The sequence below is a fragment of the Streptomyces sp. NPDC046465 genome (assembly GCF_040646035.1).
Taxonomy (GTDB): Bacteria; Actinomycetota; Actinomycetes; order Streptomycetales; family Streptomycetaceae; genus Streptomyces.
The window spans coordinates 281,003-295,524 of record NZ_JBEYZK010000001.1 but is presented as its reverse complement, the minus strand read 5'-3'; the positions used below and the strand labels follow the sequence as shown (position 1 = coordinate 295,524).

Genomic DNA, 14,522 nt, shown 5'->3' with positions numbered 1-14,522 from the left:
CGCGTCGGGCCCCGCGCCCGCCCACGACTTCACCCTCACCCTCACCGGGGCAGGAACTGCGGACCCTGCGGAGGCAGCCGGAAGTTCGGGTCCGGCATCGGGACCACCGGCTGCGGATAGCCGTACGACGGCTGGGAGACGGGCGCCGGCTGGACGATCGGGGTGGGCTGGGTGGGCGCTGCCGGAGGGTAGCCGTACCCGGGCTGCGGCGGCGCGTGCCGGGGCGGCGCGGGCGGGTAGCCGTACGCGGGCGGGTCGATGGAGGGCCGGGACGTGGGCTGCTGCGGCACGGGCTGCTGGGGCGGCAGGGGCAGGGAGGCCGAGGGCGAGGGCTCCGAAGAAGCGGAGTCCGAGTCGTCCACGGAAATGCCGAAGTCGGAGGCGAGCCCCTCAAGGCCGTTGGTGTACCCCTCGCCGAGCGCGCGGAACTTCCACCCCTCGCCACGCCGGTAGAGCTCCCCGCAGATCAGCGCCGTCTCCTCGCCGGTCTGCGGAGTGATGTCGAAGTAGGCGAGCGGCTCGCCCTCGGCGACGGTGGCGTCGTACAGCAGGATCCGCAGCGCGGTGACGCGCCCGAAGGCCACGCCCTCCGCCGACGCGGCGAGCAGCACCCGGTGCACCGCCGGATCCATGCCCGCCAGGTCCGTCTGGATCGTGTCGGTAAGACCCTCGGCGACCCGCTTCTTGCCGAGCCGCCAGACCTTGCCCGCGGGGTGGCGCGGCTGGTTGTAGAAGACGAAGTCCTCGTCGGAGCGCACCCGGCCGTCGCCGCCGAGCAGCAGCGCCGACGCGTCGACGTCGGGAACGCCCTGTCCGGTGGCCCAGCGGAGCACGGCGCGGACCGCCGGGGCTTCCAGAGGGACGTTCGACCCCTTCAACATCGCGTGCGTCATGCGGTCATCCTGCCTTCCCCCGCGGCGCCGGGACAACGTGGGGGGCTCGGGGCCCCGGCCGTGTCATCAGGCTTCTGACCTGCGGGTGGTGCGAGCGTGCGACGGTTGTGTGGTGAGCATGTGTGACATGGCCGGGTTACTGGAAGTTCATGCCCTGCGGGAACCCCCGGCACCCGTCTCTACGTACTATTACCGGCCACATCCATACGGCCCATGTCTGCGAAACAGGCGATGGCAAGGAGTCACATGCGTCATTTCGGGCACATCGCCCCTGAGGTGCGGCAGCGCCTCTTCCACCGGGAGCCGTGTGCCTTCACCGCCGCCTCCCCGCCGCAGCTGCTCGCGGTGGCCCTCGGCGCCACCCTCTACAGCCCCGCCACCCGTCCCCGCCTCGCCGACGACATCATGAAGCAAGCCGGGCGCGGCGTGGTCTCCATGGTGGTCTGCCTGGAGGACTCGATAGACGACGCCGAGGTCGTCGAGGCCGAGGAGAACCTGGTCCGGCAGTTCGCCGACCTGGCCGCGCGGGACGCGGAGCCGCCGCTGCTCTTCATCCGGGTGCGCGCCGCCGAGCAGATACCCGACCTGGTCCGCAGGCTCGGGACGAGCGTCCGGCTGCTGTCCGGGTTCGTCCTGCCCAAGTTCACCGAGGAGCGGGGCGTCCCGTTCCTGGAGGCGCTGGTGGCCGCGGAGGCGGAGCTGGCCGAGAGCGGTATGGCCGGCGCCGCCCGACGGCTCTTCGCCATGCCCGTCCTGGAGTCGCCCGAGCTGCTGCACCTGGAGAGCCGGGCCGACACCCTCGCCGGGGTCTCCCGTGCCGTCGACAAGTACCGCGACCGGGTCCTCGCGCTGCGCCTCGGTGTCACCGACTTCTGCTCGGCGTACGGGCTGCGCAGGCCGCCGGACATGACGGCCTACGACGTGCAGATCGTCGCCTCCGTCATCGCCGACGTGGTGAACGTCCTCGGCAGGGCCGACGGCACCGGATTCACCGTGACCGGCCCGGTCTGGGAGTACTTCCGCGTCCAGGAGCGGATGTTCAAGCCGCAGCTGCGCCGCAGCCCCTTCCTGGAGGGCCGCGCCGACGAACTGCGCCAGGCCCTCATCGAGCACGACATGGACGGCCTGCTCCGCGAGATCGAGCTCGACCGCGCCAACGGCCTGCTCGGCAAGACCTGCATCCACCCCTCCCACGTCCTGCCCGTGCACGCCCTCTCCGTGGTCAGCCACGAGGAGTTCAGCGACGCCGAGGACATCCTGCGCCCGGAGCGGGGCGGCGGCGGGGTCCTGCGCTCCTCGTACACGAACAAGATGAACGAGGTGAAGCCGCACCGCGCCTGGGCCGAGCGGACCCTGCGCCGCGCCGAGGTCTTCGGCGTCGCCAAGGAGGACATCGGCTTCGTGGAGCTGCTCACCGCCGGGATCCCCGGCTGATGAACGTCAACGAATGAACGTCGACGAATGAACGTCGACGAATGAACGTCGACGAATGAACGTAAATGAACGTAGATGAACGTAAGGGACATGACGTACGTGACTGAAGACGCGACCGTGCCTGAAGACGCGGCTCCGGAGGCGACGGGCACGGCCGTGTGGCCGGGGAGCTGGGTCGCCGAGCGGCTCGGGGTCGGGCTCGACGGCGACGAGGGGCTGCGCGCCATGCTCGGCCTCGCGCTGCGCCGCAACCCCAAGCGGGCGCATCTCCTGGTGTCGAACGTCCTGGGCAAGCACGTACCGCAGCGCCCCTCGGTCGTGTACGCGGCCGGACACGACCTCGGTGTCCGGGTGCGAGAGCTGCTCGGCGACGACGAGGCCCGGCGCGCCGTCGTCCTCGGCTACGCGGAGACCGCGACGGGCCTCGGTCACGCGGTCGCCGACGGCGTCGCCCTCGCGCCCTACCTGCACTCCACCCGGCGCCCCGTCCAGGGCGTCGAGCGCGCGGGCGGCTTCGAGGAGTCCCACTCGCACGCCACGTCGCACCTGCTCCTCCCCGAGGACCCGCGGCTGCTCGCGGGCGACGGCCCGCTGGTCCTCGTCGACGACGAGTTCTCCACCGGCAACACCGTCCTGAACACCATCCGCGCCCTGCACGACCTCTTCCCGCGCGAGCGGTACGTGATCGTGGCCCTGGTCGACATGCGCTCGCCCGAGGACCGCGGGCGCCTCACCGACTTCGCCCGCGAGATCGGCGCCCGAGTCGACCTCGTCGCGAGGGCGGCCGGGACGGTGCGGCTGCCCGACGGCGTCCTGGCCAAGGGACAGGCGCTGGTCGCCGAGTACGAGGCGCGGATGACGGCCGCCGTGCCGCGGCCCCGCGCCGAGCGCGGCCCCCTCACCCGCGTCGACCTCGGCTGGCCCACGGGCGTGCCCGACGGCGGGCGACACGGCTTCACGCCCGCGCACCGGAGCGCCCTGGACGCGGCGCTGCCCGACATGGCGGCACGGGTCGCGAAGGCGCTGCCCGACGGCGCGCGCCGGGTGCTCGTGCTCGGCTTCGAGGAGCTGATGTACGCGCCGCTCGCGCTCGCCGCCGAGCTGGAGCGCCGGACCGGCGCCGAGGTGCGCTTCTCCACCACGACCCGCTCGCCCGTGCTCGCCGTCGACGACCCCGGCTACGCGATCCGCACCCGCCTCGCCTTCCCGGCGCACGACGACCCCGCCGACGGACCCGGGACGCGGTACGCCTACAACGTCGCGGGCGGCGGCTTCGACACGGTCGTCGCGGTCGTCGACTCGGTCGCGGACACCCCGCGACTGCACGCTCCGGACGGCCTGTTGGCGCAGCTCTCCGACCACACCGGGCACGTCCTGCTGGCCGTCGTCCCGTCCCGCGTACCGCCGACAGGCGCGCACGCCCCCGAAAGGCCCTCCATGCTCCCCGAGCCCCTCCGCGGCCCCGCCTTCTCCTCGTACGCGCCCGACGACGTCGGCTGGCTGCTCCAGGACCTCTCGGACGTGACGCTCGAAGCGCCCACGGAGGAGCGGGAGGAGGCGATACAGAGCGGTGGCGCGCACTACGCCGAGTCGCTGCCCGTCGAGTACCAGCCCAGCGAGCGCTACCAGGAGCTGTTCCACGCCGCGCTCGGCACGTCCGCCGCCCGCATCGCGCAGGCCGTCGGCGCGGTCACCGAAACCGTGCTTGCCGAACGCTCTCCGCGCCCCGTCCTGGTGTCCCTTGCCCGCGCGGGCACCCCCGTCGGCGTCCTCATGCGCCGCTGGGCCGCCCACCGGCACGGCCTCGACCTGCCGCACTACGCCGTGTCGATCGTGCGCGGTCGCGGCATCGACGCCAACGCGCTGCGCTGGCTCGCCGCCCACCACGACCCCGCCGACGTCGTCTTCGTCGACGGCTGGACCGGCAAGGGCGCCATCACCCGCGAACTGGCGGACGCGGTAAGGGAGTTCGAGAAGGGTGGCGGCCCGGTCGGCTTCAGTCCGGAGATCGCCGTGCTCGCCGACCCCGGCTCCTGCGTGCGCACCTACGGCACCCGCGAGGACTTCCTCATCCCCTCCGCCTGCCTCAACTCCACGGTGTCCGGCCTGATCTCACGCACCGTGCTCCGCGCCGACCTGGTCGGCCCCGACGACTTCCACGGCGGCAAGTTCTACCGCGAGCTCGCCGCCGCCGATCTGTCCCGCGACTTCGTCGACGCGGTCGTGGCCCGCTTCGGTGAGGTCGACGACGCGGTGGACGCGCAGGTCAAGGAGGTGCTCGCCGCCGACAGGGCGCCGACCTGGGAGGGCTGGGCCGCCGTCGAGCGGATCAGCGAGGAGTACGGCATCCACGATGTGAACCTCGTCAAGCCGGGCGTCGGCGAGACGACCCGGGTGCTGCTGCGCCGCGTCCCCTGGAAGATCCTGGCCCGCGCGGACGCGGGTCCCGACCTCGACCACGTGCGGCTGCTCGCCGAGCAGCGGGGCGTGCCCGTCGAAGAGGTCGGTGAACTCCCGTACACCTGCGTGGGGTTGATCCATCCCCAGTACACGCGCGGGGCGACGGGCGCGGACGGCAAGGCGGTGGCTTCGAAGTGACCATGATCGTCGCCAGCGACCTCGACCGCACCCTCATCTACTCTGCCGCCGCCCTCGGCCTGACCGTGCCGGACGCGGCGGCGCCGCGCCTGCTCTGCGTCGAGGTGTACGAGGGCAAGCCGCTCTCGTACGTCACCGAGACGGCCGCCGGGCTCCTCGACGAACTGGGCCGCGCCACCCTGTTCGTACCGACCACGACGCGCACCCGCGAGCAGTACGGGCGTATCCATCTCCCGGGCCCCGCACCGCGGTTCGCGATCTGCGCCAACGGCGGGCACCTGCTCGTCGACGGCGTCTCCGACCCCGACTGGCAGGCGACGGTCGCCCGCGGCCTCGCCGCGGAGTGCGCCTCGCTCGACGAGGTCCGCGCCCACCTGGTCCGCACGGCCGACCCCGCGTGGCTGCTCAAGGAGCGTGTCGCCGAGGACCTCTTCGCGTACCTCGTCGTCGACCGAGCGCTGCTGCCCGAGGCGTGGGTCGCGGAACTCGCCGACTGGGCCGGGCCGCGCGGCTGGACCGTCTCCTTGCAGGGCCGCAAGCTGTACGCCGTGCCGAAGCCGCTCACCAAGGGCGCGGCGGTACGGGAGGTCGCGCGGCGCACCGGCGCCGAGGAGATCCTCGCCGCGGGTGACTCGCTCCTCGACGCGGACCTGCTGCTCGCCGCGGACCGGTCCTGGCGGCCGGGGCACGGGGAGCTGGCCGACATGGAGTTCACGGCGCCGGGTCTTACGGTGCTGCGGGAGCGGGGGGTCGCGGCGGGGGAGGAGATCGCTCGGGCGTTCCTCGGGGCGGTTAGCCTGAGCGCATGCCTCGATACGAGTACCGGTGCCGGTCCTGCGGTGACACATTTGAAGTGACCCGTCCGATGGCCGAGTCCGCGGAGCCCGCGGTGTGCCCTGACGGGCACGAGGACACGGTGAAGCTGTTGTCGGCTGTCGCTGTGGGGGGCTCGGCGTCCGCGTCTGCCCCTCGTGGGGGCGGGGGCGGGGGCGGCGGCTGTTGTGGTGGGGGTTGTTGCGGCTGAGGGGGTCTTCGCTGAGGCGGTCGTCGCTGAGGCGGCGTCGGCGGGGTGCGCAGTTCCTCGCGCCCCTGAGGGGGCGTGTTCGGCGGTGATGAGCTGCGGGTTGGGTGTGGCTTGTCGCGCAGTTCCTCGCGCCCCTGGTGGGGTCCGTGTGCGGCGGTGGTGAAGCGCGGGCTGGGTGTGTGGCTGAGCGCGCAGCTCCCCGCGCCCCTGAAGGGGTGTCCCTGGCGGGGCGCCCCTTCGGGGGGCGCTAGCGCACCACCGTGCCCGGGCCCGCTCCCAGCAGGGGCAGTTCCGCTCGCGTGGGGGCGCCCTCCCAGTCGCCGGGGGAGGCCACCGCGAACGCGCCGGTGGTGACGGCGCGGTCCAGGCGGCCCGTCACGTCCTCCTCGTCGAGCAGTGCCGACAGGTACCCGGCGACGAACGCGTCCCCCGCGCCCACCGCGTCCACGGCCCGCACCTCGCGTGCGGGGGAGCGCAGTGCGCCGTCGGCCGTATGGACCGTGGCGCCGTCCGCGCCGAGCTTGACCACGACCTCACGGACGCCCCGCGCGAGGAGGAATTCCTCCGGGGCGTCGGCCGGCGCCGACTCCGGCAGGCACAGGGGCAGTTCGTCGTCGGAGGCGATGAGGACATCGACGTACGGCAGCCACGCGCGCAGTTCCGCGGCCGCCTCCTGCCGACTCCACAGCCTGGCGCGGAAGTTGACGTCCAGGCAGACCTGGCTGCCGTGCTCGCGGGCGAGGCGCAGGGCGCGGCGGCAGGCCTCGGCCGCCGACGGGCCGAGGGCCGGGGTGATGCCGGTCAGATGCAGGACGCGCGGCGGCGCCGCGCAGGCGAAGGCGGCCTCGACCGCCTCCGGGGCGAGCCGCGACCCCGCCGACCCCGCGCGGTAGTAGTGCACGCGGGTCACCTCGGGCAGCCGCGGCTCGAAGAGGATCAGCCCCGTCGGGGCGTGCGGGTCACGCGTGGCGGGGGAGACGTCGACGCCCTCCGCGCGCAACGTCCGCAGGACCAGCTCACCGGCCTCGTCGTCCCCGACCGCACCCGCCCAGCGGACGGCGTGGCCGAGGCGGGCGAGGCCGATGGCCACGTTGCTCTCGGCGCCCGCGACGGAGACGTTCATGGTGCCGCCGAGCTTGAGGGGACCGCTGCCGCGCAGGGCGACCATGGTCTCGCCGAGGGTGAGAACGGCACCGGACCCGTTCATCGCCGCACCGGATCCAGTCATCGCCCTACCGCCCCGGCCGCCTCCGCCACCCGTACGAACTCCGCCGCCCGAGCCCGCAGCGCGGCCAGGTCGCCGCCGCCCGCCGCGTCGCCGATCAGGGGGGAGCCGACGCCCACCGCGACCGCGCCGAGCGCCAGATACGCCTCGGCGGCCGCCGCGTCCACGCCGCCGACCGGCACGAAGGGGGTGTCGGGGAAGGGGGCGCGCAGCGCCTTCAGATACGCGGGTCCGCCCATCGCCGACGCGGGGAAGATCTTCAGCGCGGTCACCTCCGCCGCCTCGGCCGCGATGACCTCGGTCGGCGTGAGGACGCCGCCGAGCACCGGGAGGCCGAGCCGAACGGCCTCGTCGGCGCCCGCGCCGAGCCCCGGCGTGACGATCAGGTCGGCGCCCGCTTCGGTGGCCCGCCGCGCGTCGTCGGCGGTGCGGACCGTGCCCGCGCCGAGCCAGGCGTCCGCACCCAGCTCGGCCCGCGCCCTGCGAAGCACGCCCAGGGCGTCCGCGCTGCTGAGGGAGACCTCGACCAGCGGAACGCCGGACTCCACGAGCGTCATGACCGTACGGAAAGAGGCGTCCGGATCGCTGCCGCGCACGATGGCGACGAGGCGCCGTGCCCGGAGGTCCGTGAGGAAGTCGCGCATATCCCCAGATTCGCACAGCGGTGCGGGCCGACCGGAACCGGGGCTTCAGGCCCCCTTCAGCACGGTCTCGGGCCCGTCCCGGGCCGGTCCTGGTGGCGTGCCTTCCAGTACGGGTTGTCGTGCGGCAGCCCGCCGCTGACCCGCCCGTACATCCCGAAGGTCATGAGCAGCAGGCCCACGACAAAGCTGAACAGGACGTTCGGCATTCCGAACGCCAGGAAGTTGAAGCGGGAGCCGAGCAGGGCGAGATTGACGAAGCCGCTGAGGACGAACAGGACGCCGAGGACCATGTTCAGCGTCGAGGCGAGATTGCCGCCGATCACCATGCCCGCGAAGAGCAGCAGCCCGACGGCGATGGACAGGACGCTGAGGGCGCCGTTCGTGCTGAGTCCGGCGACGGTGTCACCGCGGGTGTCGAAGAACCCGATCTTGTCGATGAGGCCGAGGACGCCGAACGCAAGCAGGACGAGACCCATGAGGCCCGCGCCCGCCCGGTAGACCCGGCTCAGCCGGTGGTCGACGGGCAGCTCCTCATCGAGGATGACGCGCGGCGCCCGACGCCTTCGCGCCCCAGGCCCGCCAGGCCCGCCCGGTCCTCGTTTCGCCCCCGGGTGAAGTACATGCGTGGCCATGTCCGCCTCCCTGGCGCGCGCGGAGGCCGTACGTCCGTAAGTCCGTACGCCGTTGTGGCTGTGACTCCAGGGTCCGCCCGGGAGACGGCGACCGCCAACCGGGCCGCCGCGCGCGGGCGGCCTCAGGCGCCCTGCCCCCGCTCCTCCCGTATCCGCGCGACCACGCGCGCCACCGTCGTACGGACCGCCTCGGTCTCGGTCAGGAAGTGCCAGTAGTCCGGGTGGCGGCCTTCCAGGGAGGCCACCGCGGAGTCAAGGCGGGCCACGGAGTCGTCCAGCGGGCGGGCGTGTCGCGGCTCGGGGGTCTGGCGGCCCGCCATCGCCAGGCGCTGCGCGTCCCGGATTGCGAAACGGGTGCGCTCGATCTCCTGCTGCGGGTCCTTCGCGACCGCGTTCAGCCGCTGGAGCCGGTCGCCGGCCGCCGAGACCGCCTCGTCCGTGGAGTTGAGCAGCGCCCTGACAGTGGAGAGCAGCGAGGTGGCGTCCGGCCAGCGCTGCTCGTCGCGGGCCTGCTGCGCCTCCTTGAGCTTGGTCTCGGCCTGCCGTACGTTCTCCGCGGCCTGGTCGGGGACGCGCTGCAGGTCCTGCCAGCAGGCGGCGGAGAACCGGCGCCGCAGCTCGCTGAGGACCGGCTCGACCTGGCCGCTGCGGGTGGTCAGCGCCTGGGCGCGGGTGCGCAGCGACACCAGGCGCCGGTCGATCTCGGCGGCGCGCTCGGGCAGCCGCTCGGCCTCGGCGCGCACGGCCTCGGCATCGCGCAGGACACGGTCGGCGCGCTGCAGGGTCTCCGGTACGCCGTGCCGCCCCGCGCCCTGGTTGAGCTTGGTCAGCTCGGGGCCGAGGGCGGCCAGGCGGGCGGCGAGGTCGTCGGCCCCCAGCCCCGCCGCGCGCACGGAATCCAGGGCGTTGCTCGCGGCGAGCAGCGTCTGGCGGGCCCGCTCCACCGCAGGGGCGAGCCGGGCCAGCTGCGTCTCCGCCTTGTCGAGCAGCGGACCGAGGCCCTGCCGGAAGCGCTCGAGCTCCTGCTTGGCCTTGCCCAGCTCGTCCTTGGCCTGGGTGAGCTCGGTCCGTGCGCGGGCCGCGACCGACGAATCCAGGTCGTCCCGGTCGAGGTCGTGGGCGTCCACGGCGCTGATGTACTGGTGGCTGACCTCGTCGATGCGCCGCCCCATCGCCTCGAAGTCCGAGACGGCCCGCTGACCCGCGGGCGAGGAGTCCACGGCGACGATGGTCTCGACGGAGATGCGCAGATCGCGCTGGGCGGTGTCCAGTTCGTAGAACGCGGCGGCAGCGGCGTCCTTCGCGGCCTGCGCCTCGGCGCGCAGGCTCTCGCCGCGACCGCCGAACCACCGGCGCGTGCCGCCGCCCGCGAAGGCGGCCGGGGCGGTGGCGGCGAGCAGCGGCAGGGCTAGGGCGAGGGTGCCTGCGAGGGTGAGGAGATCGCGCAGGGGGCCGCTGCGGCGTGCGTTCCCGCGGGGTCGACGGGCGGGGCGGGCGGGGCGTCGCGGAGCGCGATCAGGTCCCGCCGCGCGGTCTGCCACCGCCGCGCGGCCTGTCCCCGCCGCCGAACGCTCGGCCGCTGAGCTCTCCCTGTCCCTGTCCCTGTCCCTATCCCTGTCCGGTGCCTCGTACCGCTGTGGGTACGTCTCTCTGTGCGGCGTGTACGGCTGCGAAGGTGTCGCCGTCACTATCCCTCTCCCGTACTGTCATCCGCCCTGCCCGGTGTCACATTCTCCCACCGGTTAAGAACGAATACACGGGCCGGTTAGTTCGCGCTGTGCACGGAGACGCTGCCGTCGGAGCTGTGGACGTTCACGTGATGGGGGCTTTCGTCGTCGCGCGGCACCGAAACATCGACGGCGCCGTCGCGGCTCTCGGTCCGCACGTCGTACGTGATGTCGGCCCCGTCCTTCTTGCCGGGCACCGCGATGTCGACGGCGCCGTCCTTGCTCCGCGCCTCGACGCGGTCGGGCACCGCGGCCAGCCGAAGCTTCACGGAACCGTCCCTGGAGTCGACGGCCACGCGCCGTGACGTGAGCCCGTCCGCGTGGATGGAGCCGTCGGAGCTCCGCAGCTCGACCGGACCGGAGGCGCCGTTGACGGTGATGGCTCCGTCGGAACTGTGCAGGTTCAGCGGCCCCTCGGAGTCCTTGACGTCGACCGAGCCGTCCTCCGTACGCACCTTCAGCCCGTCCCGGAACCCGCCCGCGGTGATCCGACCGTCCTTGTTCTCGACGGAGACGGCGACTCCGCGGGGGATCTCGACGCGGTGCCTGGCCGAGCAGTTGGCGATGACGCCGGAGCACTTCATGCGGAGCGTGAGCCGGTCACCCGCCATCTTCCACGTCACCTTGGGGTCGCCGCCGAGCACGGTCTTCCCGTCGAACCACCGGGTCACCCGCACGCCCTCGGCGCCCTTGCGGGCCGGGACCAGTTCGATCGTGGAATCGCTGGAGTCGATGGTCAGCGTCTTGCCCGGCAGCGCGAACGTCCGGTGCTCCGGCTCGGAGTCGTTCTCGGCGTCGGCCCCGCATCCGCCGACGAGCAGGACGACGGCGACCGTCGCGCCGCCGACGGCGAGTGCGCGCATGACGCGCGGACGACGGGTGCGCACGGGCATGACGGTTTCCCCCTGAAAGCGATCTTGCATCTCTCCGCCAGACTGTACGGAGCCGCCCGCCCCCCGAGCGATCCGGACCACCACCGGATCGGGGGTGGGGTTAACCCCCGGAACGGGTTTGCGGGGCACTACCTGCGGCAAGGTAAGCTGTCCACTCGTCCCGGGCGCGTAGCTCAGGGGTAGAGCGCCTCCCTTACAAGGAGGATGTCGGCGGTTCGAAACCGTCCGCGCCCACCGGGTTTGACCAGCAGCGGAGCCCCGTACCATGATCGGTACGGGGCTCTTTTGTGATCGTTCAGGAGAAATTTAGGGAGCAACTCCTCGGCGATCTCAGCTCGCGGCTCGTAGCGCCACGCGCTGCCCGCGCTCCCGTCGAGCCTCCAGACAGTCCAGACGGTGCTTTCGCAGCTCCGGCGTCAAGTATCGAAGGGCCCGGTCCACGTGCAGCCTCCAGGCGCCGTCCGGCAATCCTGATGCGCTGATCTGCCGCCGTGATGGGGCGCTCGGACCTGAGCCCGAACACGGCCCGCAGGCCGCGGTGTTGGCCCCCCCGGCCGCCAGTACGTGTGACTCAGGCCCCTGCTTGCTTTGGGCGGGAGGCGCCCCTTTCGTCATGCCATGTTGGTTACGGCCGGAGGTGATATCCCTGGAGACGCGCCTTACCCTCCGCGGGAGGAACGCCGAGCGCTTGGCCGAGGTCCTCGTCCGAAAGGCCGTCGGCCTCCGCGTTGAATGCGGCTTCGCGTGCGACCCGCTTGGTCAGCCTCTCCAGTACGTCTACGGCCTTGATAGCGGCGAGGGGCGCCTCGTCGGAGAGACGTGCCAGTGATGCCTCGAGCTGATCGAGAAGCGTGGTGAGTTCTGCGGGCAGTGGGACCGTGTGGGCTTCTACGTCGGCGATGTGCTGGGACCAGTCGGCGCGTGGCTCAGGCGAAGGATGCACGGCGGTGAAGGCGTCGACGTCGTCCCAGTCGATAGCGCACTCGGTCTCTCCACGCCATCCACAGGAGCAGGCGGCTCGGGCCCGCGTGGCTCGCGGACGGTTCAGGTCGCCGCTGTATGCCCACCACTCGCGAGTCTTGTGGAAGTCGGTGCCGCTGCCGGGGTCGATGTAGGCGGGCTCCGGCTCGGCGCCGTCGTCGAGTACCGCACCGACGTATCCCTCGTGTGCGGTTCCGAACTGCTCCGTTGTCCACATGGATGCCCCTCCTTCTTGCGAAGCGTCTGTCAGCGAATTTTGATGGCATCTGCTTACTGAGGTCAGGCGGGTCGGCGGGTTGGCGACAGGGCTGTAACAAGCTCCGAAGGTCCTTTGACCTTGTCCCAGGGGGAGAGACGACAGTGCCACTGTCGATCAGTCGACCACATGAGCGGGCGGCCTGTGGTCGCTGCTCAAGGACGAAGAGGGGGAGTTCGCGTGACCATGACCTGCGTCATTCTTGACATCGGCGGCGTGCTGGAGATCACGCCGGAAACCGGATGGGTGCAACGGTGGGAAGAGCGACTGGAGCTGCCACTGGGCACAGTCCATGAGCGGATGCGCGACGTGTGGCGGGCTGGGAGTGTCGGGAGCATCAGCGAGCGCGAGGTGCAGGAGCAGGTGGCACTCCGTCTGGGCCTCGATGCCGCCCGGAGTGAAGACCTCATGGCTGATCTCTGGGCGGAGTATCTGGGGACGCCGAACGAGGACCTCATCGACTATGTGCGGGGGCTGCGCGGGAGCTGCGGCCTGGGCATCTTGAGTAACAGCTTCGTCGGCGCCCGGGAACGGGAGACGGCGCTCTATCACTTCGACGAATTGGTGGAGCAGATCATCTACTCCCACGAGATCGGCATAGAGAAGCCCGACCTGCGTGCCTTCGAGGTCGCGTACACCAGCTTGAACGTGCGCCCGGAGAACTGCCTGTTCATCGACGATGTCGCAGTCAATGTCCAGGCCGCCCGGGCGGCGGGCATGCAAGCGCACCTGTTCGAGGACAACGCCCGTACCGTCACGCGCATCGCGGCTCATCTGGACGGCGGGCCCTCGGCCCCAAGGCGTATCCCGCTCGCGTGACGTCGGCCTGGCCGGTCCTCGGCGGCTGCCGACCAGACTTGCCCGGGCAAGAAGCCCTCACACGAAAATGGTCCCGCCCCATACCCTGACAGTGCGACTTGGACAGAGATTGGGGCGAGACCGTGCCGTCTGATGCCACCCCGGACCCGTACGCCGACCCGTTGCGCTTCGGCCAGCGCGTTCAGATTCTTCGCGAGCGCCGCGGAATGAATCGACTGCAACTAGCTGACTTCGTCGGGGTCTCTCCCCACACCCTGAAGAAGATCGAGAACGGGCAACAGAAGGCCCCCGGACTGAGCATGGTCCTGCGGATCGCCGAGGCGCTGCGCGTACGCGATCTCGCCGATCTGACGGGCCATCCCGAAGACATGCACATCGATCTCTTCATCGGACCCGGCCACCCCCGACTCTCCGCTGTGAAAGCCGCAGTCGACTGCTTCACGTCGGGGTCCGACGTCGAACCGCCGCCCGTGGCCCACTTGGAGGCGCGCCTCCACGCCGCGTGGAAGGCTCGCCATCAGGCCCCCAATCACCGCGAGGTCATCGGCCGACTACTGCCCGACCTCATCCGCGACGGGCAAGCCCTTGTGCGTCACGTGGACACGGCGTCGGACCGTCGCACCGCTCAGGCGCTACTCGCCGAGTCCTACAGCCTGTGCCAGTTCTTCGTCGCGTACCAGCCCGACAGCAGCCTTCTCTGGCGCGTCGCCGAGCGTGGCATGACTGCCGCTCAGGAGTCGGGGGACCCGCACGCGATCGGCGTGGCGGCGTGGCTGCTCGCTCAGGCGCACCGCGACAGCGGCCCGCGCCACTTCGACGCGGCCGACGCCGTCAACCTCGAAGCCGTCCGCTTCCTCGATCCGCTGCTGCCGGACGCCTCGGACGACGTCCTCGCCATCGCCGGGGCGCTGGAATTCGAGCTCGGCTATACCGCGGCTCGGCGCCGCGAGACCGGTACCGCCTGGCGGCATTGGGATAAGGCGAACGACGTGGCCAAGCGGCTCCCGCGGGACTACTACCACCCGGTGACGTCCTTCTCCCGCGCCATCATGGGCGCGCACGCTGTCACTGTCGCCGTCGAACTGCACCAGGGCGGGGAGTCCGTGCGCCAGGCGGCGAAGGCTGACGAGGCCGTCATCAAGTCGCGGCCTCGCCGGGCCCGGCACAGGATCGAAGAGGCCCGCGGGTACCAGCTCGACGGGCAGCCGGACGTGGCGATCGCCACGCTTCAAAAGGCGCACGAGGCAGCGCCGGAGACGATCGCGTACAACGGGTACGCACGTCGGATCATCCTCGAAGAGGTCGAGTCGAAGGTGGCTGAGCGCCGTCGGCGGGCGTCTGAACTGGCTGTGAGCGTCGGCATTCTGGCGGCATAGAGGGGACCGGATTCCGGTCC

Annotated in this window: 13 protein-coding genes and 1 tRNA gene; 7 read left to right on the top strand and 7 right to left on the bottom strand. The window is 71.9% G+C overall.

Translation table 11 applies throughout. The annotated features are described in order from the left end of the window. Nucleotides 1–41: 41 nt before the first annotated feature. Entirely contained in the window at nt 42–893 is an 852-nt protein-coding gene (locus tag ABZ953_RS01340) for a TerD family protein (RefSeq protein WP_361714759.1), read from the bottom strand. Nucleotides 894–1,139: 246 nt separating this feature from the next. On the opposite strand from ABZ953_RS01340, the gene ABZ953_RS01335 reads away from it, so the two are divergent. The 4 genes from ABZ953_RS01335 (at nt 1,140) to ABZ953_RS01320 (ending at nt 5,949) form a co-directional block, all read left to right on the top strand. After that, nucleotides 1,140–2,327 (top strand): HpcH/HpaI aldolase/citrate lyase family protein, encoded by a 1,188-nt coding sequence (locus ABZ953_RS01335; RefSeq protein WP_361714756.1) that lies wholly within the window; start codon nt 1,140–1,142, stop codon nt 2,325–2,327. 90 nt (nt 2,328–2,417) lie between these two features. Further along, nucleotides 2,418–4,925, top strand: coding sequence for a phosphoribosyltransferase (locus ABZ953_RS01330; RefSeq protein WP_361714753.1), 2,508 nt, complete (start codon nt 2,418–2,420; stop codon nt 4,923–4,925). After that, nucleotides 4,922–5,782: an HAD family hydrolase gene (locus ABZ953_RS01325; protein WP_361714750.1), complete on the top strand. Its 861-nt coding sequence runs from the start codon at nt 4,922–4,924 to the stop codon at nt 5,780–5,782. The genes ABZ953_RS01330 and ABZ953_RS01325 overlap by 4 nt, the downstream gene beginning before the upstream one ends. Continuing rightward, nucleotides 5,731–5,949, top strand: coding sequence for a zinc ribbon domain-containing protein (locus ABZ953_RS01320; protein ID WP_361714747.1), 219 nt, complete (start codon nt 5,731–5,733; stop codon nt 5,947–5,949). The genes ABZ953_RS01325 and ABZ953_RS01320 overlap by 52 nt, the downstream gene beginning before the upstream one ends. Nucleotides 5,950–6,196: 247 nt before the next feature. On the opposite strand, the gene ABZ953_RS01315 is transcribed toward ABZ953_RS01320, so the two are convergent. The 5 genes from ABZ953_RS01315 to ABZ953_RS01295 all read right to left on the bottom strand — a co-directional run bounded on the left by ABZ953_RS01315 (nt 6,197) and on the right by ABZ953_RS01295 (nt 11,070). After that, a complete protein-coding gene (locus ABZ953_RS01315; RefSeq protein ID WP_361714744.1) occupies nt 6,197–7,156 on the bottom strand; it encodes a sugar kinase in 960 nt (319 codons plus the stop codon). Between the two features lie 17 nt (nt 7,157–7,173). Continuing rightward, the gene (locus tag ABZ953_RS01310; RefSeq protein WP_361714741.1) at nt 7,174–7,818 is read right to left on the bottom strand and encodes a bifunctional 4-hydroxy-2-oxoglutarate aldolase/2-dehydro-3-deoxy-phosphogluconate aldolase; all 645 of its coding nucleotides are present in this window, start codon (nt 7,816–7,818) and stop codon (nt 7,174–7,176) included. Nucleotides 7,819–7,874: 56 nt separating this feature from the next. Then, nucleotides 7,875–8,450 carry a DUF4383 domain-containing protein gene (locus tag ABZ953_RS01305; RefSeq protein ID WP_361714738.1) on the bottom strand — a complete coding sequence of 192 codons (576 nt, stop codon included), beginning with the start codon at nt 8,448–8,450 and terminating at the stop codon, nt 7,875–7,877. Between the two features lie 122 nt (nt 8,451–8,572). Beyond that, nucleotides 8,573–9,898 carry a hypothetical protein gene (locus ABZ953_RS01300; RefSeq protein ID WP_361715622.1) on the bottom strand — a complete coding sequence of 442 codons (1,326 nt, stop codon included), beginning with the start codon at nt 9,896–9,898 and terminating at the stop codon, nt 8,573–8,575. A gap of 317 nt (nt 9,899–10,215) precedes the next feature. Beyond that, nucleotides 10,216–11,070, bottom strand: coding sequence for a DUF4097 family beta strand repeat-containing protein (locus tag ABZ953_RS01295; RefSeq protein WP_361714735.1), 855 nt, complete (start codon nt 11,068–11,070; stop codon nt 10,216–10,218). 162 nt (nt 11,071–11,232) lie between these two features. Here ABZ953_RS01295 and ABZ953_RS01290 point away from each other — a divergent pair. Further along, nucleotides 11,233–11,304, top strand: a tRNA-Val gene (locus tag ABZ953_RS01290). Between the two features lie 391 nt (nt 11,305–11,695). Here the strand turns inward: ABZ953_RS01290 and ABZ953_RS01285 are convergent. After that, entirely contained in the window at nt 11,696–12,268 is a 573-nt protein-coding gene (locus ABZ953_RS01285; RefSeq protein ID WP_361714732.1) for a hypothetical protein, read from the bottom strand. A gap of 219 nt (nt 12,269–12,487) precedes the next feature. On the opposite strand from ABZ953_RS01285, the gene ABZ953_RS01280 reads away from it, so the two are divergent. Beyond that, nucleotides 12,488–13,126: an HAD family phosphatase gene (locus ABZ953_RS01280; RefSeq protein ID WP_361714729.1), complete on the top strand. Its 639-nt coding sequence runs from the start codon at nt 12,488–12,490 to the stop codon at nt 13,124–13,126. Nucleotides 13,127–13,248: 122 nt separating this feature from the next. Next, entirely contained in the window at nt 13,249–14,502 is a 1,254-nt protein-coding gene (locus ABZ953_RS01275; protein WP_361714726.1) for a helix-turn-helix transcriptional regulator, read from the top strand. Nucleotides 14,503–14,522: the final 20 nt, after the last annotated feature.